The following is a 25,494-nucleotide window of genomic DNA, read 5'->3' on the forward strand; positions in this document are numbered from 1 at the left end:
CCGTGGAGGAGCGAACATGCAGATGGATCGTCGAAAGTTTCTGGGTGCATCCGCCATGATGGCCGCAGTCGGCATGACGGCGCGCGCGGCAGAACCGGAGAAAAAATGGCGCGCCTGCGTGCTGGGCGACACGAAGGAAGGCGGCTACGGCCACAGCCTTCACAGGATTTGGGCGTGCCGTCCCGACATCGAGGTCGTAGGGCTGGCCGATCCCGATCCGGAAGGCCGCGCCAAACATGCGGCCGAAGCCAAGGCGCAGCGGACCTACGCTGATTACCGCGAAATGCTCGAAAAGGAGAAACCGGATCTGCTGGCGATTGGCCCGCGTTGGACCCGCCGGCACCACGAGTACCTGCTGGCCGCTGCCGCGCACGGCATTCACGGCATGATGGAAAAACCCATTGCGGCGGATCTTGTCGAGGCGGACGAGATGATTCGCGCCATCGAGGAAAAAGATCTGCGCTGGACAATCGGCTTCAACTTTCGCGTGACGCCCATTGTCCAATTTGTAAAACGCGCGGTGTTCGAAGAAGGCCTTGTCGGCGAGGTGCTCGAGATGCGCGGTCGCGGCAAGGAAGATCAAAGGGCCGGCGGCGAGGATCTCATCGTGCTGGGCACGCACATCTTCGACATGATGCGCTTCTTTGCGGGTGATGCGGTGGAGTGCATGGCCGGCATTACCGTAGACGGACGGCCCGCGACACGATCGGACATCCATGACGCGACTGAACCGGTCGGGAAGGTGACGGGCGACCGCATTCACGCCATGTTCCGCTTCAAGAATGGAATCACAGGCCACTTCGCAACGACAAAGAATCGCGATGGAAACGGCAATCGCTGGGGCGTGGACATCTTCGGGTCCAAAGGCGTGGTCACTATCCGTCAGGATGCCGGGCCGCGTGTGCGATATTGGCGGCAGCCATCGTGGGACGCGCAGGATCCATCCATCGGCTGGGAGCCGCTGCCGGGCGCGCCGGATACCCGGCTCACAAATCCGGAGGTCGAACGTTATGCGCCGATCGTCAACGATTTGATCGCCTCCATCGGCGAGCATCGTCTACCGATGGCCAGTCTGCAGGATGGCCGCGACTCGCTGGAAATGATCCAGGCGGTGTACGCCGCGCATTTCGGCACGGGACGCGTCGCGCTGCCGCTCGCGGATCGAAAACACCCGCTGTTGTAGTGCGATGCATTTCGCACATCTGAAAAACCAGTTGAGGGAAGACGATATGAAACATACACTGACACGCAGGGATTTTCTGGCCCGTTCGGTTCGGACTGGGGCGGGCGCGGCAATTCTCGCGGCCGGTTGCGCCGGCCAATCGCATCTGGAACCGTCGCTTTCCCATGCGTGCGAATGGGAAGCGCGCCTGCACCCGTCGAATCCACGCCATGTGCGCATTCTGCAATTCACTGATCTGCATTTTTTCGCGGGAAAAACCGGACACGCCATCACCAACAACGCTTCCGTGGCGATGATGAAGGCGCTGGTCAACAAAACCTCCCCGGATCTCGTGGTTGTCACGGGGGACTCGTGGCCTGAGAACCGGGACAATCGCGGCGAGGAATTCATGCGGTTCGCCGTTGCGCAATTCGAGGCGCTCGGCGTGCCGTGGACCTACGCCTGGGGAAACCACGATCAACTTCCCGATTTCGCCGTGGGCCATCGGACCCTTGCGTCGGCGCGCAATTCCCTTTATCGCGGCGCGGCAACCGACGGCAATCACGTTATCGGCATTTTGGGCCGCCACAAGCGGATTGCGTGGCAACTCCTTTGCCTCAACACACATCGCGATGGTCTCGTCAAGACGGAACAGGACTGGCTGCGCAAGATTTCCGCGTCGCTTCCGCCCGATGTGCCGCGGCTGGCCTTTTTCCACATCCCACTCAAGCAATACGATGAAGTCTGGAAGCAGGATCTCGCTGTTGGCGTCAAGAAGGAAAACGTGATGAGCGAAAAGGAGGACGGCACGTCGCTGGCCCTCCTGAAATCGCTCAATGTGCGCGCCTGCTTTTGCGGGCACGATCACACCAACGACTTCGGCGGCGTTTTCGACGGCGTCGAACTCGTTTATGGACGCGCGACCGGCGCCGGCGGTTACGGCGGGGACAAGCTTCCGAAGGGCGGCAAACTTATAACACTGGATTGTCTGGCAAAAACATACAAATGGGAAACCGTGTTTCCCTAACCGCGCGTTTTTCAATGGAAAGGCGGAGCAGGCGATTGCCATAATCCGCCAAAGAGGATTGTAACGCAGAAAATGAGTGATCAGGACACGGTTTCCGCAATACGGCGTTTCGCGCTCTTTCTCGGAAACGGATTTCGCGTGGCAAACGTCATGTGGAACCGGGCGCTAGGGCGTCCGCCGCGCTATATGCCGATCCTGCTGATGTTCCTCACCAAACGCTGCAATTTGCGCTGCAAAATGTGCGGGGTATGCGAGTACGATCCGACCTGTGATGATCAGCCGGAACTTGATACCGGCGAATGGAAATCGGTCCTGCAATCCGCGCGAAATCTGGGATGCACGATCGTCTCGATGACGGGCGGCGAGCCGCTGCTCCGAAAAGACGTCTTCGACCTCATCCGCTTCGCCCGCGAACTGGGCATGGCGGTGCATCTGTGCAGCAACGGCATGCTGCTTGACCGGGACAACGTGATCCAGTTGCGCGAGGCGGGCGTCAACGCGCTGTCCATCTCCATCGAAAGCCCCGGCCCGGAACCCCACGACAGTCTCCGCGGCCCGCGATCGTTCGAATTGGCCGTGCAGGGCGTCAAACTGGCGCGCGAACTAGCCCCGGAAGTGCAGGTCGGCATCAACTGCGTCATCACCCGCCTCAATTACAAAAACATCGCCGCCATGATACCGTTCGCAGAGGAAATCGGCGCCCACCAGATCAAATTCGCGCCCATTCACACCAACCTCCTGCATCGCCGCAAGCGCATCGAGCACTATTCCGATCTGATCTTTTCGCAGGAGGATCTCGACGAGCTCGACTATGAAATCAAGGAACTTATCGCGGCCTCGCGCCGCAGCCGCATCCTGACCACCTCGGCCATGTTCTTTGCGGGCATGGCCGATCTCTACCGGAAGCCGCTGCAGTTCCGCTGCTACGCGGGATATGCCGCCTGCGCGATAAATCCGGCCGGCATCGTCGCGCCCTGCTGCGACATGGATGGAACCCTTTCGGTGCGGGATCAGCCGCTCGAAACCATCTGGGGATCCCCGGAAATGGAGCGCATGCGCACCAAGGTTCGCCATTGCAACCGCGCCTGTTGGGACACGACGAACACCGAACTCAGCCTGCGGCTTCGGCCCGCTTCCATCATCCGCGATCTAATCAAGACATGGCGTGATGTCGGATTCTATTTTACCGTGAAGAAGGAATAAATCGGACACGCGCTTTTGACACGATGATTCGGGGTCTTTACAATCACGGCATTGCGGGGAGTGTAAGATGGCACGGTGAAAACGGTATGGGAGGGAGAGAACGATGAAGAGAATACGTTTCGCGTTGATGTATATGCTGGCGATGGCGCCATTGATGGGTTATGCGGAGGGAGTCACGATGGAAGAGAAAGTTTCTTATGGCGGTTGGCCGAATTGCGTCAAGTTGACGAATGGACGGATCGAGTTGATTGCGACAACGGATATCGGGCCGCGCCTGATCCGGTTTGGATTCACGGGCGGCCAGAATCTTTTCAAGGAGTATGAAAAGACCCTGGGCATGACCGGCGGCAGCGAGTGGCGGAATTACGGCGGACATCGCCTCTGGCACGCGCCGGAGGAAATGCCGCGCACGTACTGGCCGGACAACGACCCGGTCAAGTACACGTTCGACGGCAAGACGTTAAAACTGGTCCCGAAACCTGAAACGGGCAACGGCGTCCAGAAAGAAATTGAAGTGACCATGGACCCTAAAGAAAACAAGGTCGCCATTCTTCACCGCATCATAAATTTGAACCTGTGGGAAATCGAACTGGCGCCGTGGGCACTGTCGGTCATGGCGCCCGGTGGCCGCGCGATCTTCCCGCAGGAAGAGTTTCGCCGGCACGAGGATTACCTACTACCCGCGCGGCCCGTTGTGCTCTGGCATTACACGCAAATGGCCGATCCACGATGGACTTGGGGCAACAAATACATCCAATTGCGGCAGGATCCCGGCGCGAAAACCAAACAGAAAATCGGATTTCTTAACAAGCAGGGCTGGGCGGCCTATTTATTGAAAGACGACCTGTTCATCAAGCAGTTCGCGATCGACGCGAACGCGAAATATCCTGATTATGGATGCAATACGGAAACGTTCACCGATTGGGATATGCTCGAAGTCGAAACCCTCGGACCAATGACAAAACTCGCCGCCGGCGGCGGAAAAGTCGAACATACCGAAATCTGGACGTTGAACAAAGTCGAGTTGGGCGAAGACGAGGCGGAAATTGACTCGAAACTTTTACCCTTGCTGAAGAAGTAATAGTTGGGGAACATCACCCCTACAGAAAAAGCGGGAATAGGAGAAACTTCCATGTACAACGGGCTGAATTTGAACCTTGGAAACCTGAGTCTGCTGTCGAACGCAAAGACTCGATCGCTGTCGGCGGAGAACTTCACGGGCGCGAAGGGCAAGGGTGGCATGGCCACCGACGGCACCGGCGCGAAATGTGCGCGCGACCTCGGCCGCGGCTGGAAGATCTCGCCGAGCGTCGTTGTCAAGGCCGGCACAACCTTCGATCTCGCCGACATTGACGGTCCGGGCGCGATCCAGCAGATGTGGTTCACGCCGTCGGGCAACTGGCGTTTTTGCATTCTGCGCGTCTATTGGGATAACGAGAAGACGCCGAGCATCGAATGTCCCATCGGCGACTTTTTCGCGATGGGCTGGGGTAAATACGCGCCGCTGGTCAGCCTGCCCGTCTGCGTGAATCCGGGCAGCGCGTTCAATTCGTACTGGGAAATGCCCTTCCGCAAACATTGCCGGATGACTTTTGAAAACATGGCCGACGAGGACATGGTGCTGTATTACCAAATCAATTACACGCTGACGGAAGTGCCCGAAGACGCCGGCTATTTTCACGCGCAATTCCGCCGCACAAATCCGTTGCCGTACAAGGAAGACTACACGATTGTCGAAGGCATCAAAGGCAAGGGCCATTATGTCGGCACCTATCTGGCTTGGGGCGTGAACAACACCGGCTGGTGGGGCGAGGGCGAGATCAAGTTCTTTATGGACGGCGACAAACAATGGCCAACAATCTGCGGCACGGGCACCGAGGACTATTTCTGCGGATCGTACGGATTTGACATCGGCGGCCAATACCGTGAATTCACGACGCCTTATGCCGGCATGCACCAAGTCATCCGTCCCGACGGCGCATACCAGTCGCAACAGCGTTTCGGCCTGTACCGGTGGCATATCATGGACCCCATCCGTTTTGAAAAAGACCTTCGCGTGACGATCCAGGCCTTGGGCTGGAAAAGTTACGGGCGCTATCTGCCCCTTCAGGACGATCTCGCGTCCGTGGCATTTTGGTATCAACGCGAACCCCACGCGGCGTTCCCGAAATTGCCCGGCCGGGATGAACTGGAGGTCATCTAACCGAATCCATTGGGAAACCTGAAGAAAATTTCCACGTGCAATCGTCTGTCCGTTTTGTATAAAATGGTAAGATATTGTATAGCAGGTGTAGTACATGCAGTAAGGAGCAGTTGCAGTGCAAAAGCAGTTGAAGTACCCGTTGTTGTTGATGTTGGTGATGGTTGCTGGGTGGAACGTGGAAGCGCGGGGGACGGGGCCGGTGACGCGCATTTTAATGGCCGGCGATAGTTGGACTCATTTCATGTGGCTCGACCATACCTTTCGCGAGGTGCTCGACGCCCGGGGTTTCCCTCAGTTCGATGCATGGAATATCGCCTTGGGCAGCACCAAGGCCAATCAATGGGCGATGCCGATCAAACTTGAAAATACGCGAAACTATCTGTTGGCCAATCCCGAGGTGGATATCGTTTTTCTGACCTTGGGCGGAAACGACGTCATGTACGGGGAACCCACCAGTTGGTTCGAAAATCACGATACGCCGGAACAGGAGGCCGCGTTTTTTTCTTGGATTGCCGGCAATGTCGCCACCGTTATTCGCAACATGGTTGAAACGCGGCCAAACATTCGCGTCGTCCTGTGCGGATACGATTATGCGAATTCAATCAAGAAAGCCGGCAATAATTGCGCCACTTTGCCGTCCGACGCCTTGCTGATGTGCAACGGGGTCAACGACGTGATGGCGCGATGTGAACAGCGAATTCTGCAGGAAGTAAAAGATATCGAGCGGTGCCGGTTCGTCAACAATTACGGCATGCTCCAGTATGAACTGGGGTATCCCGGCGAAAACATTCCCGCATGGGTGCAACAGCCATGGACCGGCGAATGCAAGCATGCGCCGCACTGGGATCCCGCCGGCGTGGATCAATTTCGCTTTGCCCCGCATCAGGTTCCCAAACCGGGTCAACTGGAGGACAACTATGTCCCCTTCTTGGGAGGCGATCCAACGTTTCGCAAAAGCCCGTGGGAAGGAATCTTGTTCTATGAATCCCAATGGTCGGAGGAAATTGCGTCCTATGGATTGGATCCGGCGGTTTTGGGCATTGATGGCATGGGACCGATAGACGATTGGATTCATTTGAGCGCGCTTGGACATGCCATCCTGGTGAATCACTGTTTTGAAGTTTGCATAGACGATTATTTGAACGATTACCCCTATCCCAAGGTCGTATCCGTCGAACGGTGCAGCGTAAATCCAATCAATCCCTTGCAAACTATCGAAACAACCGGTAACCAGGAAGTCGCCTTTCTTGTCACGTTCAGCGAACCGGTTACGGGTGTGGACGAATCGGACTTCGAGCCTGTGGGGCGCAACGGCCTGGCGGGCGCGTCGATCATCGGCATTGAACCGGCCAAGGACGCCGCATCGTATCGCATCGTGGTTGATACAGGTGTGGGCGAAGGCACGTTGAATCTGGCCGTGCGCGACGACGACTCGATCAAGAATGCTTCGGGACATTCGCTTTGGGCCACGGGGAAAAGCATGAATTGGATGCCGGGTCCCGCCTACACGATAGACCGAAGCGTGGGGCTTCCTGTCAACGGATGGCTCTCAGCAATCGCCCTTTTGGCCGCCGGAATACGTTCGATGGGCCGTGGAAGAAGCAGATAACTTGGCGGCCGGCGCTTTTTAAACGATGCCAACAACGTTTCTTTGACATCCGGGGCGTACCCCCCCTATAATCGAAATATCAGGTTGACCCCTTGTGGAGAGGTGTCAGAGTGGTTGATTGAGCACGATTGGAAATCGTGTGCACGCTGAAAGGTGTGCCGCGGGTTCAAATCCCGCCCTCTCCGCCATCTCTTTCTTTTTTCCGGTGCGGTGGAATCGTGTCCCTTCAAATCCAAAGGCAAAATTGCATCCCAAATCGCCATTGCGCCGCCGGTACCGTTTGTAGTCATTTCCTGGGAAATTTTTCCATTTATGCCGGCCGGAATGATTTTCAAAAAGAGAGCATTATCGAAGCAATATCCGCCTAACTGCCTGTAAATCATAGTCTTCCGAAGGATTCACACATTTTTGAAAAAATTTTTTTGACCCCACTAAAGTTTCGGCTAAAGTTGCCGATAAATTACGCAGGTAAGCGGGAATGCGCCCGCGAGGCCCGATGGACAGTTGAATAAGAGTCAAACGGTCCGGAAGAACCGGATCGGCCGTCGCGCGGAAAATGGGACCGGGCGCCGGCAAGCAAAATGGTCAATGGATGGAACCTGCCGGAATGGAAACGGCAGGCAGCGACACCGGATGTCAATGGGATGGAATCCCGAATCCTGAAGATTCGGTTTCCAAGGCATTCGGCCCAATGGGACGCGGTTCGCCTGAAGCGATCCGCAAACAACAATCGCGCAAGGACGCGCGAGGGTCCAAGCACTCACGGAGGATAGCACTATGGGACTTCGCATCAACACCAATGTAGCCGCCATCAACACCAGCCGCGTCTTACGACGCTCCACCGAGGCCCTGAACAAGAGCCTGCAACGCCTGTCCAGCGGACTGCGCATCAACGGCGCCGCCGACGATGCCGCCGGGCTGGCCATCGCCGAAGGTTTCAATTCGATGGTCCGCGGCGCCGCTGTGGCGCAACGCAATGCCCAGGACGGCGTCAGCATGGTTCAAACCGCGGAAGGCGCGCTCAGCGAGACCACCAATATTCTGCAGCGCATCCGCGAACTGGCCGTGCAGGCCGCCAACGGCACGCAAAGCACGAACAACCGCATCGCGATTGACAGCGAGGTGCTGCAACTGCTTTCGCAGATCGACAGCATCGCCACGGACACGGATTTCAACGGCATGCGCGTGCTGAGCTCGGCCCAGACCGTCACGCTTCAATCCGGCGCCATGACCAGCCAGACGCTCGTCATTGCCGTCAACGGCGCGAAAACCAACGATCTGGGCATCAGCGCCGTGCGCGTTTCGACGATGGCCGCGGCCGTTTCCGCCATCAGCACAATTGACAATGCCATCAACAGCGTCACGTCGTTGCGGAGCAAATTCGGCGCCTACCAAAACCGGCTCGAATTCACCATCAACACGCTGGCCATCCAACAGGAGAATTCGTCGGCGTCCGAGAGCGCCATCCGCGACGCGAATATCGCGCAGGAAACCATCATTTTCACGCGCAACCAAATCCTGGTCAGCGCGGGCACTTCGGTCCTGGCGCAGGCCAACATTGTGCCGCAAACGGCGCTTCAGTTGCTCCGGTAACGGTTTCTCCCGGCGGTTTGCCGGTGAAACGAGAGTACACGACTACATCGGGAAATGCGCTCCGGCTTTTGGACACGTAAAGGCCGGAGCGCTCAACTGCATGAAACGAAAGGAGGCGATGCCCATCCGGATGGGACATGCGAAAAGACACGATTTCGCGGCGCAGCCGGAAAAGGGAAGATTTGGGCGGCAACACAATGTATCACCGTGAAACAGGGATGCTTCACGGGCGTCACTCAAGGAGGTAAATTAGTTGGAACTTCGATTTGAGACGAATGTTCCGGATCCGGATGCCGGAAAGGTGGTTGACGGTCTTTCGCGGACTGTCGCAGTTTCGCGGAAGGGTGTCTCTTTTTTCACCGGCGTTATCGGAAAATCAGAATGTCATGCGGGATCCCTCAATTCCTTTGGCGGCAAATGTTTTCACCGTGTCGAATTCGCTGACGATTTCCAATCCGTTCAGGCGGAAAACGCGATCGCGGCGGAAAACGCCATACAGGATGCCGGTATCGCCATGCATACCGTTGGTTTACGAAATGATGGACGATATGCGCGGGAGCCGGAGCGACAGGTCCGACGCAGGCAGGGATGAACCAAGGGTCCGGGTAGGGATGCCCGGCGCCCCTTAAAAACAAGGAGGTAGACACATGGGTTTACGCATCAACACAAATGTGGCCGCGATTGACACGGGCCGAATCCTCAACCGCAACACACAAGCCCTGAACAAGTCGCTCCAGCGGCTTTCCAGCGGACTGCGGATCAACAGCGCCGCCGACGACGCGGCGGGATTGGCCATTGCGGAAGGGTTCAACTCGATGGTCCGCGGCACGGACATGGCCCAGCGAAACGCCCAGGACGGCGTAAGCCTCGCCCAAACCGCCGAAGGCGCGTTGAGCGAGACAACGAACATCCTTCAGCGCATTCGCGAATTGGCCGTGCAGGCCGCCAACGGCACGCAGAGCACGAACAACCGCATCGCGATCGACAGCGAGGTGCTCCAGTTGCTGTCGCAGATTGACTCGATCGCGACCGATACGGATTTCAATGGAATCCGCGTGCTCAGCGCGGCGCAGACGATTACGCTGCAAGCCGGCGCCATGACCAGCCAGACGCTCGTCATCGCCGTCAGCGGCGCGAAGACCAACGATCTGGGCATCAGCGGTGTGCGCGTTTCGACCATGGCCGCGGCGGTTTCCGCCATCAGCACGATCGATAACGCCATCAACAGCGTTTCATCGTTGCGCGGCAAGTTTGGCGCGTACCAGAACCGTCTCGAATTCACCATCAACACACTGGCCATCCAGCAGGAAAATTCGGCGGCCTCGCAAAGCGCCATTCGCGACGCGAACATTGCCAGCGAAACGAGTGCGTTCACGCGGAACCAGATTCTCGTGAGCGCGGGCACGTCGGTGCTGGCGCAGGCGAACCTTGTTCCCCAGACGGCATTGACGCTGTTGCGCTAAACGGCCTTGGCGCCTTGAAGGAGCATGATTATGGGAGTTGCTGGCATCAGCGGACAGGACCCGGTTCTATCGGCCGCCTATCCTGTTGCACAGGCTCCTGAATTCCTTCCGCGCCCCGTAAAATCGCAGCAAGACAGCGCCGCTCCGGTGGCGCGATTGGGTCCAAGACCGAAAGTGGAACAGGAGCAGCGGACCGCGGTGAAAACCGAGGCGTCCGAAGGCCCTAAACGCACGGGCACGCGTCTGCGCATTGACAACGCCAGCAAGCGGATCATTGCGCAAATCATCGGCGAAAACAACGAGATCATCAAACAGATTCCTCCCGAGGAAATATTGAAGATCTCGGCCAAGTTCCAGGAAATGATCGGCAAGTTGTTCGACCGGAAAGCCTGAAGAACGCGGCACAAAGAAACAAGACGCCTTGGCGGCCGTCGGCGGCCAAGGCGTTATTATTTCTTTGACTTGCCCGCCGGCTTGTCTGCCGTACCGCCGGCGTCGGTCGGCGGTTCTTTCGGGGCAACGGCCAGTTTCTTGATGCCCGCGGACGTTGCCGCGGCCATGGCCCGCGCCATGGCTTCATGCGGCGCGTCGGGATCGGTTTCGACCAGCAGTCCATCGGGATTTTCCGGAGCTTTCTCGCGCAACACATCGCCGAGGCTCGACAGCGGCACGACCCGGCCGTCAACCGTATAGGCGCCCGATGCATCCACGCTCAACCGCAAGGTTTTCGGGGTGGTCTCCGTATTGCTTGCATCACCCACGCTCATGACGGCCATGTTCAAGCCCGCGAAATCTATCATCGGAGTAACGACCATCATGATGACCAACAAGACCAGGAAGATATCGGTCAGCGGTGTGATGTTGATTTCGTGTATCTGGTAACCGCGTTGCGAGGTCATGTCGCCGGGACCTCTTCAAGCGGGGGAAGACGATCCAACTCCTCGGAACGCCGTTTTGACAACGTCTCGACGGCGACCGTCATCGTTTCAAATTCGGCTTCCCGCGCCGCATCGAACACCTTGAGCACCACCCCGCTTTTTGTCAGGCGATCCGCCTGGATGATGACGTCTTTTTCGGCAAACGCGCCGCCTTTCTGGCGCATGGTCTCCGCGAGATCCGCGGGATTCGTCTCGTCGCCGTCCACGAAATAGCGTCCGTCACGCGTGATTTCGACGACCAGCCGTACTTTCTCGATGGGCGACCCGCCGTCAACGACCGGCGGAATGATTTCGGTCCGGGTCATTTTCAGCATCGGGGCGACCACCATCATGATGATCAGAAGCACCAGAAACACGTCCGTCAATGGGGTGATGTTGATTTCATCCACCAGGCGCTTATGGCCTTTGGCGCCTATCGCTTTCATGCGCGCTAAATCTCCGCGGGACGCCGATAGGGCTGTGCGGCGGCCGGCGCGGCCGAAGCGGCGGGACGGCGATCAGCCACCGAAAGGAACAAGAGTTTCAACAATTGAAAATCTTCTTCCCAACGGCCCACGATTGTGTGGAAATAATTGTTCAGACCCACGGCGAGAATCGCAACGCCCAATCCAAACGCCGTTGCAATCAACGCCGATCCAATCCCGAACATGATCATCGGCGCGCCCCCGCCCCCGCCGCCTTTGGCCATCTCGCCGAAGGTCAGCAAAATGCGCACAACGGTGCCGAACAGGCCCAGATAGGGCGAGATAGTGGCAATCGTTCCGAGGATGGACAAGTTTCGTTCCAGTTTGCGCGTTGCAAGATTGGCCGTGATGTCGAAGAGGCGCTCGAAACTGCTTTTTTGTTCTGCAAGCGTCCGAATTCCTTCTTCCGAAACCTCGCCCAGCAATCCGCCCAGTTCGCAACTCAGGTTGAGCGCGCTGTTCAGATTGTTGCGTTGCAAGTCGCGTTCGAGCCGGTTGATGAACTGGACCACATCGCGCCGGTTTCGCCGGTAAAACACAAACCGCTCGACCGCCACCGACAGCACCAACACCGAACAGAAAATAATCGGCAGCAGAACCGCCCAGTCATGCTTGACGGCAAACGTTATCAATTCCATGTTACATCACCTTGTCCGAAAGACCATTCCATGCCGGAACACAAAAACAACACCCCATGCCTGATCCGGGCTTTCGATACACTATCCCGCGGCAGACATAAAAGTTGCCCTAACATCCGCCCAAACCGGCCGATTATTCCCCTCGCGATCAACAATATATCCTACTCCAAATCCGCAACACCACAACATATCGTCGCGAAAAGCAAGATTTTACGTTCAAACACTACCACACTTGTTCGCGGTGCTTCAAGCCAATTTTCGGGAAAAAGAACAAAGGCGACGAAAAAAGTTGGAAATTCATTTCCCGCCCAAGACGAACATGGTTGGTGACGGACAGCGAAATTGACGCATTTGTAATACTTTGTAATAATATAGGCAAAGAGAAGGATTGCGCGCCATGCCCAAAGCCAAGACTAAAGAAGAAATCGTTACCTTCAAGGTGGATTCATCGCTCTGGAATTTGTTGCGTGGAATTGACAACCGATCGGAGTTCATTCGGGAGGCGATATTGCAGGCGCTGGGAAGCGCTTGCCCGCTATGCCATGGAACGGGCGTGTTGACGCCAAAACAAAAGGAACATTGGGACGCCTTCGCCGAGGCGCATCCCCTGCGCGAATGCGGCGACTGCCACGAATTTCATCTGGTGTGTTCCGTCGAAAAAGACCGATGAGGATCCGGGGATGTTTGTTTTGTTGATAGGTATCTTTGCGATGGCCGCTCCCCTGAAGGCGGGCGTGGGCATACTCCCGCTGGCGTATCTGGCGGAACGAATTGGCGGCGGCAGGGTAGAGGCGCCGGTGCTGGTGGGGCCGGGACAAAATTATCATGTTTATGAACCGTCGCCGAAACAATTGGCGGATCTTGCCGATGCCCCGGTTTTTTTTCAGATGGGATTTCCGTTTGAAAAGCGCGTGATTGCAAAAATGGCATCGGCCAATCCACGCCTGCGCGTGGTCAATTTGCTCGAGGGAATTGTGTTGCGTAACATGGACGAGGAACCGCGCGATGAACATCCTGGCCACCATCACGGCAACATGGACCCGCATGTGTGGCTGAATCCCCTCAACGCCAAAATTATCGCGCGCAACATGGCCCGCACATTCAAGGACAGCGATCCGGCCTATGAAGCCGGCTATTCGGCAAACCTTGAAACGCTGGAAAAGGAACTCGACGCGCTGCATGCACGCGTGGCCGCGATCCTCGAACCGTTCAAGGGGCGTACGTTTTATGTGTATCATCCGGCATTCGGTTATTTTGCGGATGCGTATGGATTGAAACAAGTATCTGTCGAGATCGAAGGCAAGGAACCGACGGCTTGGCGGCTGGCGGCTTTGATTGATCGCGCGAAACAGGAAAACGTCCGCGCCATCCTCGTCCAACAGCAGTTTCCCAAAAAATCCGCTGAAACGGTCGCGCGCGCTATCGGCGGCCGGGTCATTTCCGTGGATCCGCTTGCCCGCGATTACATCGCCGGCGTCGAGTCCATTGCACAACAGTTGCGCAATGCATGGATGCAGCCATGAACCCGAATGTTGGCCTATCCATACTTATGATTTGGGTGTCCAAGTTTGCGCCGGGAGCGTAGCCCATGCACGCGGTAGTTTTCGACAACGTTTCTTTTGCCTACGAGGGGGAGCCGGTTCTGTCGGATGTAAACTTGCGCATTGACGATGGCGATTTTGTTTCGATCATCGGGCCCAACGGCGGCGGCAAGACAACTTTGTTGAAATTGATCCTCGGCCTCCTGCGACCCCAGATGGGCAGTATCCGTGTTTTGGATCGTCCACCCGTGCAAGCCCGATCGCAAGTCGGGTATGTCCCCCAATTTTTCCAGTTCGATACAAGTTTTCCCGTTCGCGTGCTCGATGTGGTCCTGATGGGACGCCTGCACCGTATTCCATTCGCGGGGCGCTATCGCCCAGAAGATCGCGAATCGGCGAAATCGGCATTGCGCGACGTGGAATTGGGCGACATGGCATCAAGTCCCTTCGCGGCCTTGTCCGGCGGCCAACGCCAACGCGCACTCATCGCGCGTGCGCTGGCCTCGGAACCGCGCCTGTTGTTGCTCGACGAACCGACGGCCAATATCGATCCGGCTGTGCAAAACGAACTTTTCCGCCTGCTCGATGAACTGAGCCGGCGCCTGACCATCCTGATGGTCACGCACGACATCGGGTTCGTTTCATCCTCCATCCGACGGGTGGTGTGCGTAAACCGGACGGTCGTCGTCCATCCGACGAGTGAGTTGACCGGCGGCGCCATCGCCGATTTGTACCGGAGCGATGTCCGGTTGGTCCGACATGATCACCGATGCGCCGAGCATGGACACGAGGTGCGTCATGATTGAGTTTTTCCAGGCCGTAGCCGATCATGGATTTCTGCAATACGCCGTCATGGCGGGGATTTTGTCCAGCATTGCCTGTGGTATCGCCGGCGCCTATGTGGTTGTTCGCCGAATAAGTTATATTGCGGGCGGAATTTCACACTGCGTGCTCGCCGGGATGGGCGCCGCGCGTTATTGCGAAACAGTGTACGGCTGGACGTGGTTTTCGCCCCTTTACGGTGCGACCGCCGCGGCGCTGATTGCCGCCCTGATTATCGGCTTCGTGAGTTTGCGGGCCAAACAGCGCGAAGACACGGTCATTGGGGCATTGTGGGCGATCGGGATGGCCGTCGGAGTGCTTTTCATCGCCCGTACGCCGGGATACAACGAAGACTTGATGGCGTATCTTTTCGGGAATATTCTGATGGTTTCCGGCAACGACCTGTTGCTGATATTGGCGCTCGATGTCCTTGTCGTCGTTGCGGGGACGATCTGGCACGATCAGTTTCAGGCTGTTTGCTTTGACGAGGAATACGCCCGATTGCGCGGCGTGCCCGTTGATTTTTTCTATCTGTTTTTGCTTGGGCTGATTGCCCTGACCGTCGTGTTGCTTGTGACCGTGGTGGGGGTTGTCCTCGTTATTGCCATGCTGACGTTGCCCGCCGCCATTGCGGGGCATTTCGCGCGCACATTGCGCGGAATGATGATCCTCGCGACGTTGCTCTGCGTATTTTTTACGGTTTCGGGTCTTGCGTTGAGTTACACACCCAATCTGCCCGCCGGCGCGACCATCATTGTCGTCGCCGGCACGGCGTATCTCGTCACGGCCGGATTCTGCATGCCAGCCATCCGCGCCCGGCTTGCCGTCCGTTTCCGGGGCAAGCGATGAACGTATTTCAGCCGGCCATTTCGAGAATTTTGGCCAGAATGTGTTCCGGTTCGAGGCGTTGGTTCGGCAATTGCTCGGCAATTCCGCCGTCGCCGGGCACGGTGACGCCCATGAAATCGTACTTGGGCGCATAGCCGTTTTTCAGCAGACATGTGCCATAACGCACGCCGAGACCGTTGACGCGGTTCTGGCCTTCGACGACCAGCACGAAGGGCGTTTTGCCCACTTGGGCGAGCATCTCGCCATCGCACACGTTGAGCGTCGGCTTGTTGACGAGGCCGACGTGGACACCCTGGGCGCGCGCGCGTTCGACGGCATCGAGCGCGCGGTAGAGCATTTCGCCGTACGACACGACATATCCCGCCGTTCCTTCGCGAATGACATCATCCTTGCCGGGGGTGAAAACATATCCCTCGCCGAAGAACTTACTGCCGTCTTCCTTGAGAATGTACGGCACCTTGGAGCGTGTCGTGAAGACATAGCGTATGCCTTCGTCGTTCCAGATGCGCTCGACAATGGCCTTGAGTTGCAACGCGTCCGCCGCAAAATAGAGTCGCGTCTTGTCGCCTTCGGGAATACCTGAATGGGCCAAGAAGATATTGATTCCGAAATGACAGGTGTTGTCGGCCATGTCGTCCACGCCTGCGTGCGAGAAATGACAAATGACATTGGCGTCGTTGAGGCGCGCCATCGTCGCCTCGGAAACAATCATTTCGAGAAAGGCCGAAAAGGTGCTGAAGATGCCTTGCTTGCCCTTTTCGAAACCGAAACCGGCGGCCGCCGAGAAATTGCCGCGTTCCTGCACGCCGCCGTTGACAAAGACCTCCGGATGGGCCTTGTGAATACTGTTCAGGCCGGTTGATCCCTCCAGATCCGAATCAACGACCCAAACGCGCTTCACGCGTTCCTCGGGCGTCATGCGATCGAGAATGCCGTTGACGATTTTTCCGAATTCGGTACGGTTGCTGCCGGTCTCGGACGACGAACCAAGGTATGCAACGCTGGTCTTGGGCACGGTGAGGGCCTTGAGGTACGCGACGGCTTCGCCATGTCCGCGCGCCGTGAGGTATTCGATGGCGGCATCCTTTTTGATGACGTCGTGTCCGGCATGGCTGCCTTCGATACCCGGCACGCCCGGCGCCATGACGCGCTTGTTGATCAAGGCGACCGGTCCGTTTTTCTTGACGGCCTTCTGCATGCGCGCAAACAACGCGTCGAGGTCTTCCCCGTCGCCTGTGTCAACCGTCAGCCCGTGGCCTTCCAGTGTGCGGCCGATGTCGTAGCCCGGCAGATACTCCGCGGGATGGCCGGAAATCGTCACGTTGTTGTCGTCAATGCACAGTTTGACGTTGAGATTCTGCGCGACGGCGAGACGGGCCGCTTCCGCGTCGTTGCCCTCCATTTGCGAACCGTCCGAGCCAAAGAGAAACACGATCCGGCCCGGATTCGCCTTGGCCACGCCATTCACGAATGCCCACAAGTGGCCCAGACGTCCCGATGCGAACTTGACCGGGATATGCGGATTGGGTTCCGGATGCCCGTAGAGTCCGTGGCCCGCCTCGCGGTAGTGCAACAGTTTCTCCATCGGAATTTCGCCGTTGAACGCCATCATGGCGTATTGAATCGCCACCCGATGGCCTGCCTCATCGAAGTAGATCGGATAAATTTTGTCGCTGCCGTGCCGAAAGGCGTCGGCAATCAGGACTTCCGGCACGATGCTGTATGCACCGCCCGTGTGTCCGCCAAGGCCCCGTATGCCCGCAATGGCCGTAAAGAAAATGATGGTATCGCGGACCATCTGAATGTTCACGGCAAGTTGTTCGCGCTGTTCGGACGTAAGCGTTTGTTGATCCAGTGTGATGGCCAGCGGTTTGTAGGCGCTTGTGTTCAAGGGGAAACTCATACCTGCATCCTCTCGTGTATCCTGTTTTTTTACGAAAAGTTTACATTTGCATGCGGCCCGCGCTCCCACCGTGTTCCGCGAGGCATGATTGCAAAGTATACCATGTGGCCGTACCGGATTTCCGCATCGCGACCCTTGGACATCGCCGGATTCATTGAGGCCGGCCCGGCACGATTATGACGTCATGTCCACGTGCCGGAAAAAACTTCGGTGGCTGGGCCTTCCTGGTAGACGAATCCGTCCTCGGCCCATTCGATGAGGAGTTCGCCATAAACCAGATGCACGCGCACCTTGCGATCCACGCGATCGGTTATCATCGAGGCCAACGCCGCGCCGCATGAACCGCTGCCGCTGGCCATTGTAATGCCGCTGCCGCGTTCCCAAATGCGCATGACGATGTTGCCGCGATCCATGACGTTGACGAATTCGACGTTGGTGCGCTGCGGAAACTTGGGATGGGTTTCGATTTTGGGGCCTATTTCCGCAAGCGGGACGGCCGTCGCGTCCTCGACGAAGATGACGGCATGCGGATTGCCGATGTTCGCGCATGTGATCGGGAAGGTTCGGCCGTCCACCTCAAGATCCTCTTCCAGAACGCGTCCCGGCGCGCCGATCATCGGGATTTCGCTTCGATCGAAACGGGGGCGGCCCATATTCGATCGGACTGCTACAACCCGGCCATTTTCGACTTTCAATGCGACTTGATTCGGTCCGGCCAGCGTCTCGATGACAAATTCCGTGTCATGAATCATGCCGCGATCATAGACATACTTTGCGAAACAGCGAATCCCGTTGCCGCAGGTTTCCGCTTCGCTGCCATCCGCGTTGAAAATGCGCATCCTGAACGGCGCCTTGTCGCCTGGCATCACGAGGATGATGCCGTCCGATCCCACGCCCAAGTGCCGGTGGCTCATTTGCCGGGACAGTTCCGGGGGATTGGCAACCGGATACTTCTCCGTTTCGATGAACAAATAATCGTTGCCCAACCCGTGCAATTTGGTGAATGCAATAGACATGGTTATTTCCTTTTCCAGGCGATTGCCGCCATGACGAAGCGGCCTGCCAGTTCCGAGTATGAAATGCCCGCGGCGGCGGCGGCCTGCGGATACAGCGACGTCGGAGTCATGCCCGGCGTCGTGTTCACTTCGAGCCAGACGGGCCCATCGGGACCGATGATGAAATCGCTGCGGCTCCAAATGGCGCAGCCGATGGCCTCGTGCGCCGTGACGGCAAATTCCTGCACCGCCTGCGTAAGACCCGGCGAAATCCGCGCGGGTGTTATTTCTTCCGAAGCGCCCGCCGTGTACTTGGCATGGTAATCGAAGAAATCCGATGCCAAGGGGCAAATCTCTGTGACAGGCAATGCCACAGGGCGCCGGCCGGGCAATTCGTCCAAGACGGCACAGGTGACTTCCGTTCCCCGGATATATTGCTCCACCATGGCAATGTCGCCATGTTTTAGCACTTCGTTCATGCTTCCGGCAAACGCTTCGGGCTCACGCGGGATGGCCAAACCGACGCTCGAACCCTCGCACGGGCTTTTGATCACGCACGGAAAACCTAATTCCAATTGAACTTGTTCAATCACAACCGAAGGGTTTTCCCGCCACTGTTCGGCGGAAATCGTACAATGCGCGGCAACGGGCACACCGGCTTGTTTCGCCACGGCCTTGCTGCGCAACTTGTCCATCGCGAGGCCGCTACCCGCGCACCCGGAACTGGTGTAGGGAATGCCCAGCATGTCCAGCATGCCCTGGATGCGTCCATCCTCGCCGTAGGCGCCGTGCAACGCGATAAACGCGCAGTCCACGCGGCGAAGTTTCAATTCGCGGATGGCGTCGAACACATCCATGGGATCGCCGTCTGAAAACGACCATCGGCCATCGCGCAAAATCGTCACGGGCGTAACGTCGAATGCGCCGCGATCCAACCGTTCGGCGACATTGTGTCCCGAAACGAGCGACACTTCATGCTCGGAACTCATGCCGCCCATCAAGACGGCCACATGCACCTTGTTCATCCCGTTGTCCTTATTCGTGAATAAACACAGAATGTCCTCTTGCGGCCAAAGGTTTCATTCGCGGCACAGTTGGACACGATGGAAGCATCCCGCGATAGCCCCCCGAATGTAAAACGTTGGACAGGCTGCAGAATCTGTTTGTATTCAGAAAACTGCCGCGTCCTCAGCCGGACAGGCTGGACAGCCTGTTCCACGCATTTCCATTTTTTCGGCCGTGCATGAACCCGACGATCAAAGCATTCAACTAATTCCGTGCGTTTTGAATGGGACTTTGATAGAGGGGGGGGCATCCGTGTCGAAACCCGCCTCAGAAGCGATCCCAATGCAATACCTCGCGTAAACCGCGTTTCACGGGTTGCGGCTGCGCCGTCGAATGGCCAATCGTCACCATGCTGACCAGTTTGTATCCGTCGGGAGCATTCAACAGTTGAAGGACTTGGGCCGCATACGGTTTCTTGTCGCCTGCCACCCAACACGAACCGAGTCCGTGGGCACGCGCCGCGAGCAGGAGATTCTGCGTGGCCGCACTGCCGTCTTCAAGATAATACGTGCCGTTGCGCGCCAGCACGACGATGCATACCGGGGCATCCGCGATAAAGAGTCCGTTCGGCGCCAGACCGGCCAACGTGGCGCGCATGTCCTTGTCCGTAACCACCACGAACTCGCACGGCTGCTCGTTGCGCGCCGTGGCGGCCAGACGTCCACAGTCCACGATATCCTCGATGATATTCCTCGCTATCGGTTCCGCAGTATATGCGCGAATACTTCGGCGCGTCTTCAGCACTTCAATGGCATCCATCATCCAATTCCTCCATTTCCGTTCTCGAGGCATAGCATAACAGGAAAAAACGTCCGGGAAAAAACAGTGGCCCGATCCGCAGGGAGTAGGGAACACAAGGGACCAAAAAGACGGACAGGACCGCAAGGACACTCTTCGCCAAACATCCCGTTGCGTTCCGCATTTCCCAAAATCCGCATGCCCTTGCCCGAACGTCAACGGCTCGATCTTCCTGTCGTTTGGGTCTTTTTCGTCCCTTCCGTCCCTGCATTTCATACGCGCTTTTGATTTCTGGAAGATGTCCCGGTTGATCCCGCAAATGACGCCGCGGATAATCCCGCGTACAAGACTTTTCCAAAGAGAATGAAATCGCCAAGGCGCGTGTTGACCAAGCACGAGGGACTGTTGGGATCATGACCGGACTCGATATGCGGCGACTATCGCGGCTTCTCTCCCTGATCGCGGTTATCGGCATATTGATTTTCTTCACCGTGCTTGCCTGCCCCTTGTTCACGGGGAGCGTATATACGGAGGACGACCTTAGCGCGTTCAGCCTCCCGCTTCGCCATTTTTACCATCGCTGCCTGCACGAAGGCGACAGCCCGATTTGGATCCCTTCCATGTTCTGCGGCTTCTATCTCCATGGCGAGGGTCAGGCGGGCCTGTATCACCCCTTGCATTATCTGCTTTATCGCTTTCTTCCCTTGGGTCCGGCTTTCAACCTAGAGATGTTGGCGAGTTATTTTGTCCTTTTCTCAGGAACATACTTGCTGTTGCGCCGCCGAACCCTTCCCGCGCATGCGGCGCTGTTTGGAGCGATGCTCTTTACCTTCTGCGGTTTCAACCTTACCAATTACCTGCATATCATGATTCCGGCCGTCATCGCGCACGTTCCGTGGCTGTTGTTGGGCCTCGATTCGCTATGGCGCGCCCGCACGCCGCGCGCATGCGCCGTGCCTGCTGTGGCCATCGCGCTTCTAACGGCTTCGCAACTCCTGGTGGGTTTCCCGCAATGCGTCTACCATTCGCTTTTGATTGAGGGCTTGTATCTCCTGCTGCTGATCCACGAGGACCGTTCGACATTTCGTTCCTCGGTCGCACGCATCGGAATACTGGCCACGGCAAAGGTTCTGGCATTGTTGTGCGGGGCGGTGCAAGTACTTCCCCAGATGGAGGCCGCCCGACACTCCATCCGGCTGGCGCCGTCGTTTGAATTCATCATGGCCGGTTCGCTGCATCCCGCGAACCTCCTGCAAATTTTCAGTCCCTATTTGTTCAACCGGCGCGGCTGGACTCCCGACCTTGCTCAACTATGGGATCCGCCCTACTTCACCGCATTGACGCCGGTTCTGATCATTTGGGCGATCATGCGCTACCGTCGTCTCGATGCCATGAAGAGGCCACTCGTCGCGGGTGCGATGATCATGGCGGTTGCCGGTCTCGTGCTTGCGCTCGGATACTACGGCTACCTTTACCGCCTATATGCGTTCATTCCTTGGTTAAACAAGTTTCGCAATTCATCGCGCCATATCCTGCTGTTTCATCTGGGCGTGTCGGCGGTTGTCGCGGTCGCATACGCCGATCTGGCCCGCATGGCTGCGCGCGGGGAAAGGGGCATGCGGCTTGCATGGCTGTGGCTGCCCGCATTCCTGGGCGTTCTGATTGCCCTTACGGCCACGGCGATTCATGCGCAATCGAATTTTCCATCCGTTGGCGCAATTGCCCGACATCTCGCACCGGTTTCGAACGCATGGTTTGGCGCCCTCCTGTTTTGTATCGCCAGCGCAGTGGTTTTCCTCGCGGCGCGAGGCTGTCAGTACGCCATCCCGGCCCTTCTCCTGTTGGCCATCGCCGACATGGCCCTGTACGGTTTGCGTCATAGGCCCGCCGAAAATCTGGAAGCATTCATCCGGCGTATTGAAGTCCCCGGCGATTGCGGTGATTACCGCATCGATCCGGATTTCCGTCCTGTCTGGGCCTACAACGGCGCTCCCATGCGTGGTTGTTCCGTGGTTTCGGGATATGCTGCCCTTTTTCCCATCGATCGGCTCGATTATCGTGGCGGCCAAATTGCGGCGTTGCGTGCAGCCGGTTGCAAATGGCGTAAAACTCGTCTTGGAGGTCCAACAGAACTCGCAGAGGCCCATGATTGCGGAATAGCATGGATCGAAGTCCCTGATCCGGTATCACGCGCGCGTTGCGTAACGAAATGCGTCGCCAGCGACAACCCTGCACGCGATATCGAATCGCTTGATTTGGCTTCCACGGTTCTTGCCGACGTTCCGATTTTCCTGCCCGAATCCGATCCCGGCAAGGCGGCGTTGATTTTCGACAGACCCGGAAAAATCGGCGTTGAAGTGGAAGTTCCCGCCACGCAGATACTTGCGGTAACTGAACGTTATCATCCAGGATGGGATGCGGAAATAGATGGAAAACCTGCCGAAATTGTGCGTGTCAACGGCGATTTCATGGGATGTGTCGTTGGCAAGGGCAAGCACTCGGTTCGATTCATTTTCGCCCCGGACGACCTGCGGCGGGGAAAAGCACTTTCCACGGCGGGCCTATGTCTGACGGCGCTGTTTGGCGCTGTTCTTGCCAGGGCAGGAAAAACGGTTACGATTTGAATTTCCCGCGCAGCGCGGCCAATTGATCGGCTAGTAGCGTGTTGACATTACCGCCGGTGTCGCCGTAGGTCGCCCCTTTTTGATCTCCTGAAGAACGCCGGGGTCCGCGATCCGGTTTGCGATCCGCGCGTTCCGGACGTTCGGCGCGTTTGTCGCCGCCGCGACGATTATCGCTACCGTCTTCGGGACGCGGTCGCCTGGCTTGACGCTTCCGGCTTTCCGATTCATCGTTGGAGATTCTGCGCGTATCGGTGCGTCGGGATGATCGCGCGGGTCGTTTCTCCTCAAGGGCCGGTCCCGTTTCGGACTGACCGCCGCCAACAGACGCCCCAGGGCGTTCGCCACGCCGTGCATGTTCGGGACGACCCGCTTCCTGATCTTTCGGCTTGTCCAGCAAAGCCTTGACCGACAACGAAATCCGGGGCGTTTCCTTGTCCACCTTGATGACTTTGACGCGGACAATCTGACCGGGTTTGACGAGGCGGCGGGGATCCCGCACATAGCGGTTGGACAATTCGGACAGGTGGATAAGTCCATCCTGCAACGCGCCGATGTCCACAAACACGCCAAAATCAACCAATTTGGTCACCACGCCTTCGAGTTCCATGTCTTCCTTCAGATCCTCGACACACGACAGGAACGGATACAGATGCGGAATATGGAACCGACCGCGTGGATCATCGCCCGGATGCATCAATGCGGTGCGGATATCCTCCATGGCCAGTGGCCCGATTGTTTCGGTCTGGAGGGGGGCCATGTCGGCATGAGCAAGAATCCGCCGTTGGCCGATCATTGCTGAAACCGGCATCTTGAGATTTGCCGCCAGTTGTTCGACGACGCCATAGGCTTCCGGATGAATTGGGGTGTCGTCCAGGGGATTTACCCCATTGCGAATACGAAGCAACCCCGCGCATTGTTCAAAGATTTTGGGAGTCATACCCTCGACTTCGGCCAATTGCGCCCGGGAAGTGAACCCGCCCAGTTCCGTCCGTTTCTTGATGATATTTTGGGCGACGTTTGCGGGCAGGCCGCTGACATATCGCAACAATTCCAAAGGGGCCGTATTTACATCCACGCCGGTCTGGGAAACACAGGAGACGATCGTTTTTGTCAGTCCCTCGCGCAACTGTTTCTGGTTGACCTCGTATTGCAACGGACCGACGCCGATATGGCGTGGTTCCATGCCCGCCAACACCGCAAGAGGATCCTGAAATCGCCTTGCCATGAAAACCGCCTCGCGCACTTCGGGTTCAACATCCGGCAGGGCCTCGACAACCGACTGGGAGGACGCATACGCCGTTGCCGCGGCGGAAGATTCCACCGAGAGATACGCGCCTTTCCTGCGCAGCTTGGCTAGAATGGCGTTGAGACGCTTGGCGGTTTCACGCGTCCCGGCGGCATTGCTCATGGCCAGCACGTAAATACCGTGTTTATCCATGAAGGCGCGAAGCGTATCCTCGGCGGCCTGTGCATCCTCCGTTTTGTCCAAGGGCGGCAACGCCAATGATTCGATAAAAGCGCCATCCGATCCGACAGCAGCCAGGCGGCAACCCGATTTGGCCACGGCCACGCCGATGACCGGCACGGGACCGGCCGGCGCGCCCATAAGGGCATTCCGGGCATTTTCTCGACACGTACGAATCGCTTCTGCCTCGGCGCGACGTCGGACAAATTCCAACGCTTCTTTTTCCATCATGGGGCGGAGATGACGGGCATAGGCGTCTATGAGCGCGAGCCGAATCTGCGCCCCGAAGACCGAGTTCGGATCCGTCAGCCCATGATTGAGCAGGATGTTGAACATGCGGACTTCGTCAATCACGATGTCCACGCGCAGCATGCCTTCCTTGGCGCCCCGCAAAATCCCCAAGAGTTTCGCGGGTGAAATCTTTGCCAGCGGTTCCGAAAGACCGAAAAAGGATTCGTAGCGGGTTTTGGCCCCATCGGCGTTTTTGGCCGGACGCACGGTAAGCGTGCCGTGTTCCAGCATGAAGTTAAGAATCAGCGCGCGGATGTCCGGATCCATCGAAAAACGTTCGATGAGAATATACCGCGTTCCCTCGAGCGCTTCCTCGGAGGAACTAATGGACTTGTCCGGCCTGACGAACGCCTCGGCGAACTCGTCCACCGTCTGAATGCCGGGGAGTTGCTTCATGATAAAGTCGGCGAGGGGCCCCAGCCCCTGCTCGATGGCGGTTGTGGCGCGTGTGCGACGTTTTGTCTTGTAAGGCAGGTAAATATCCTCGAGTCGCATCTTGTCGTCACATGCCTCGATCCGCGTCCGCAACTCATCCGTCAACGCGCCTTCTGCCTCCAACGCATTGAGAATGGCCTTGCGGCGATTGACGAGGTTGACGGCTTGCCGGCAGCGTTCGGCAAGAGCCTCGATCATGCTTTCATCCAGTCCCCCGGTTGCGTCTTTGCGGTAGTGCGCGATAAAAAACGGAGTGGCCCCGTTTTCAAGCAGCCGGCACGCCGCCAGCGCTGCGTCCGTTTTCAAAGACAACTCCCTCGCAATTCGTTCAACCCACTTCTCTTCCAGCATGATCCCAATGGCTCCACTGCACCTAAAGAAACCGACAAGGCACGAATAATGCAAGTCTAGCAGAAAAAGACGACGCTGACAAAGAAAAAAACCGGCAGAAACCCAAGCATGGCGC

General features: G+C 57.4%; 22 protein-coding genes and 1 tRNA gene. 15 read left to right on the forward strand and 8 right to left on the reverse strand.

The window, feature by feature from the left end; translation table 11 throughout:
* Window positions 1-22 precede the first annotated feature (22 nt).
* The 10 genes from P5540_00465 (at window position 23) to P5540_00510 (ending at window position 10,653) form a co-directional block, all read left to right on the forward strand.
* On the forward strand, window positions 23-1,183 hold the full coding sequence (locus P5540_00465; GenBank protein ID HRT63270.1) for a Gfo/Idh/MocA family oxidoreductase: 1,161 nt from the start codon (window positions 23-25) through the stop codon (window positions 1,181-1,183).
* 46 nt (window positions 1,184-1,229) lie between these two features.
* Window positions 1,230-2,189, forward strand: a complete 960-nt coding sequence (locus tag P5540_00470) for a metallophosphoesterase family protein (GenBank protein HRT63271.1) — start codon at window positions 1,230-1,232, stop codon at window positions 2,187-2,189.
* Between the two features lie 72 nt (window positions 2,190-2,261).
* Entirely contained in the window at window positions 2,262-3,392 is a 1,131-nt protein-coding gene (locus P5540_00475) for a radical SAM protein (GenBank protein HRT63272.1), read from the forward strand.
* Between the two features lie 103 nt (window positions 3,393-3,495).
* The gene (locus P5540_00480; GenBank protein HRT63273.1) at window positions 3,496-4,473 is read left to right on the forward strand and encodes a hypothetical protein; all 978 of its coding nucleotides are present in this window, start codon (window positions 3,496-3,498) and stop codon (window positions 4,471-4,473) included.
* Between the two features lie 51 nt (window positions 4,474-4,524).
* Window positions 4,525-5,595, forward strand: coding sequence for a DUF2961 domain-containing protein (locus P5540_00485; protein ID HRT63274.1), 1,071 nt, complete (start codon window positions 4,525-4,527; stop codon window positions 5,593-5,595).
* A gap of 115 nt (window positions 5,596-5,710) precedes the next feature.
* On the forward strand, window positions 5,711-7,204 hold the full coding sequence (locus P5540_00490) for a hypothetical protein (GenBank protein HRT63275.1): 1,494 nt from the start codon (window positions 5,711-5,713) through the stop codon (window positions 7,202-7,204).
* Between the two features lie 96 nt (window positions 7,205-7,300).
* Window positions 7,301-7,392 (forward strand) — tRNA-Ser (locus P5540_00495).
* A gap of 589 nt (window positions 7,393-7,981) precedes the next feature.
* Window positions 7,982-8,797, forward strand: coding sequence for a flagellin (locus P5540_00500; protein HRT63276.1), 816 nt, complete (start codon window positions 7,982-7,984; stop codon window positions 8,795-8,797).
* A 647-nt stretch (window positions 8,798-9,444) separates the two neighbouring features.
* On the forward strand, window positions 9,445-10,260 hold the full coding sequence (locus tag P5540_00505; protein ID HRT63277.1) for a flagellin: 816 nt from the start codon (window positions 9,445-9,447) through the stop codon (window positions 10,258-10,260).
* A gap of 30 nt (window positions 10,261-10,290) precedes the next feature.
* Entirely contained in the window at window positions 10,291-10,653 is a 363-nt protein-coding gene (locus P5540_00510) for a flagellar protein FlaG (protein ID HRT63278.1), read from the forward strand.
* Window positions 10,654-10,709: 56 nt separating this feature from the next.
* Here the strand turns inward: P5540_00510 and P5540_00515 are convergent, their stop codons facing one another.
* From P5540_00515 to P5540_00525, 3 genes are read right to left on the reverse strand one after another with little or no spacing between them, the layout of a single operon-like run.
* On the reverse strand, window positions 10,710-11,159 hold the full coding sequence (locus P5540_00515; protein ID HRT63279.1) for a biopolymer transporter ExbD: 450 nt from the start codon (window positions 11,157-11,159) through the stop codon (window positions 10,710-10,712).
* Entirely contained in the window at window positions 11,156-11,623 is a 468-nt protein-coding gene (locus tag P5540_00520; protein HRT63280.1) for a biopolymer transporter ExbD, read from the reverse strand. The genes P5540_00515 and P5540_00520 overlap by 4 nt, the downstream gene beginning before the upstream one ends.
* Window positions 11,624-11,628: 5 nt before the next feature.
* Window positions 11,629-12,300: a MotA/TolQ/ExbB proton channel family protein gene (locus tag P5540_00525; protein HRT63281.1), complete on the reverse strand. Its 672-nt coding sequence runs from the start codon at window positions 12,298-12,300 to the stop codon at window positions 11,629-11,631.
* A gap of 397 nt (window positions 12,301-12,697) precedes the next feature.
* Between P5540_00525 and P5540_00530 the strand changes: the two genes are divergently transcribed.
* From P5540_00530 to P5540_00545, 4 genes are all read left to right on the forward strand, one after another.
* Window positions 12,698-12,970: a CopG family transcriptional regulator gene (locus tag P5540_00530; GenBank protein HRT63282.1), complete on the forward strand. Its 273-nt coding sequence runs from the start codon at window positions 12,698-12,700 to the stop codon at window positions 12,968-12,970.
* Between the two features lie 10 nt (window positions 12,971-12,980).
* Window positions 12,981-13,823 carry a zinc ABC transporter substrate-binding protein gene (locus P5540_00535; GenBank protein ID HRT63283.1) on the forward strand — a complete coding sequence of 281 codons (843 nt, stop codon included), beginning with the start codon at window positions 12,981-12,983 and terminating at the stop codon, window positions 13,821-13,823.
* 65 nt (window positions 13,824-13,888) lie between these two features.
* Entirely contained in the window at window positions 13,889-14,647 is a 759-nt protein-coding gene (locus P5540_00540) for an ABC transporter ATP-binding protein (protein HRT63284.1), read from the forward strand.
* On the forward strand, window positions 14,640-15,512 hold the full coding sequence (locus tag P5540_00545) for a metal ABC transporter permease (protein HRT63285.1): 873 nt from the start codon (window positions 14,640-14,642) through the stop codon (window positions 15,510-15,512). Before P5540_00540 ends, P5540_00545 begins: the two co-directional genes overlap by 8 nt.
* A 7-nt stretch (window positions 15,513-15,519) precedes the next feature.
* Here the strand turns inward: P5540_00545 and P5540_00550 are convergent, their stop codons facing one another.
* The 4 genes from P5540_00550 to P5540_00565 form a co-directional block, all read right to left on the reverse strand.
* Entirely contained in the window at window positions 15,520-17,415 is a 1,896-nt protein-coding gene (locus tag P5540_00550) for a transketolase C-terminal domain-containing protein (protein ID HRT63286.1), read from the reverse strand.
* A 182-nt stretch (window positions 17,416-17,597) separates the two neighbouring features.
* Window positions 17,598-18,425, reverse strand: coding sequence for a diaminopimelate epimerase (dapF, locus tag P5540_00555; protein ID HRT63287.1), 828 nt, complete (start codon window positions 18,423-18,425; stop codon window positions 17,598-17,600).
* Between the two features lie 8 nt (window positions 18,426-18,433).
* Entirely contained in the window at window positions 18,434-19,435 is a 1,002-nt protein-coding gene (locus P5540_00560; protein HRT63288.1) for a D-alanine--D-alanine ligase, read from the reverse strand.
* 307 nt (window positions 19,436-19,742) lie between these two features.
* Complete coding sequence (locus P5540_00565) at window positions 19,743-20,237, reverse strand: nitroreductase family protein (GenBank protein HRT63289.1); 495 nt, start codon at window positions 20,235-20,237, stop codon at window positions 19,743-19,745.
* 389 nt (window positions 20,238-20,626) lie between these two features.
* Here P5540_00565 and P5540_00570 point away from each other — a divergent pair, with 389 nt between their 5' ends.
* Window positions 20,627-22,837, forward strand: a complete 2,211-nt coding sequence (locus P5540_00570; protein ID HRT63290.1) for a YfhO family protein — start codon at window positions 20,627-20,629, stop codon at window positions 22,835-22,837.
* Here the strand turns inward: P5540_00570 and P5540_00575 are convergent.
* On the reverse strand, window positions 22,827-25,379 hold the full coding sequence (locus P5540_00575; protein HRT63291.1) for a Tex-like N-terminal domain-containing protein: 2,553 nt from the start codon (window positions 25,377-25,379) through the stop codon (window positions 22,827-22,829). The two genes, P5540_00570 and P5540_00575, sit on opposite strands and share 11 nt — an antisense overlap.
* Window positions 25,380-25,494: the final 115 nt, after the last annotated feature.

The organism is Candidatus Hydrogenedentota bacterium, assembly GCA_035450225.1.
Classification (GTDB): domain Bacteria; phylum Hydrogenedentota; class Hydrogenedentia; order Hydrogenedentales; family SLHB01; genus DSVR01.

Excerpts from the sequence above, each read along its gene's own strand:
- P5540_00465 (HRT63270.1), top strand. The coding sequence starts at position 23 with ATGGATCGTCGAAAGTTTCTGGGTGCATCCGCCATGATGGCCGCAGTC.
- P5540_00470 (HRT63271.1), top strand. The coding sequence starts at position 1,230 with ATGAAACATACACTGACACGCAGGGATTTTCTGGCCCGTTCGGTTCGG.
- P5540_00475 (HRT63272.1), top strand. The coding sequence starts at position 2,262 with ATGAGTGATCAGGACACGGTTTCCGCAATACGGCGTTTCGCGCTCTTT.
- P5540_00480 (HRT63273.1), top strand. The coding sequence starts at position 3,496 with ATGAAGAGAATACGTTTCGCGTTGATGTATATGCTGGCGATGGCGCCA.
- P5540_00485 (HRT63274.1), top strand. The coding sequence starts at position 4,525 with ATGTACAACGGGCTGAATTTGAACCTTGGAAACCTGAGTCTGCTGTCG.
- P5540_00500 (HRT63276.1), top strand. The coding sequence starts at position 7,982 with ATGGGACTTCGCATCAACACCAATGTAGCCGCCATCAACACCAGCCGC.
- P5540_00505 (HRT63277.1), top strand. The coding sequence starts at position 9,445 with ATGGGTTTACGCATCAACACAAATGTGGCCGCGATTGACACGGGCCGA.
- P5540_00510 (HRT63278.1), top strand. The coding sequence starts at position 10,291 with ATGGGAGTTGCTGGCATCAGCGGACAGGACCCGGTTCTATCGGCCGCC.
- P5540_00515 (HRT63279.1), bottom strand. The coding sequence starts at position 11,159 with ATGACCTCGCAACGCGGTTACCAGATACACGAAATCAACATCACACCG.
- P5540_00520 (HRT63280.1), bottom strand. The coding sequence starts at position 11,623 with ATGAAAGCGATAGGCGCCAAAGGCCATAAGCGCCTGGTGGATGAAATC.
- P5540_00525 (HRT63281.1), bottom strand. The coding sequence starts at position 12,300 with ATGGAATTGATAACGTTTGCCGTCAAGCATGACTGGGCGGTTCTGCTG.
- P5540_00530 (HRT63282.1), top strand. The coding sequence starts at position 12,698 with ATGCCCAAAGCCAAGACTAAAGAAGAAATCGTTACCTTCAAGGTGGAT.
- P5540_00535 (HRT63283.1), top strand. The coding sequence starts at position 12,981 with ATGTTTGTTTTGTTGATAGGTATCTTTGCGATGGCCGCTCCCCTGAAG.
- P5540_00540 (HRT63284.1), top strand. The coding sequence starts at position 13,889 with ATGCACGCGGTAGTTTTCGACAACGTTTCTTTTGCCTACGAGGGGGAG.
- P5540_00545 (HRT63285.1), top strand. The coding sequence starts at position 14,640 with ATGATTGAGTTTTTCCAGGCCGTAGCCGATCATGGATTTCTGCAATAC.
- P5540_00550 (HRT63286.1), bottom strand. The coding sequence starts at position 17,415 with ATGAGTTTCCCCTTGAACACAAGCGCCTACAAACCGCTGGCCATCACA.
- P5540_00560 (HRT63288.1), bottom strand. The coding sequence starts at position 19,435 with ATGAACAAGGTGCATGTGGCCGTCTTGATGGGCGGCATGAGTTCCGAG.
- P5540_00565 (HRT63289.1), bottom strand. The coding sequence starts at position 20,237 with ATGATGGATGCCATTGAAGTGCTGAAGACGCGCCGAAGTATTCGCGCA.
- P5540_00570 (HRT63290.1), top strand. The coding sequence starts at position 20,627 with ATGACCGGACTCGATATGCGGCGACTATCGCGGCTTCTCTCCCTGATC.
- P5540_00575 (HRT63291.1), bottom strand. The coding sequence starts at position 25,379 with ATGCTGGAAGAGAAGTGGGTTGAACGAATTGCGAGGGAGTTGTCTTTG.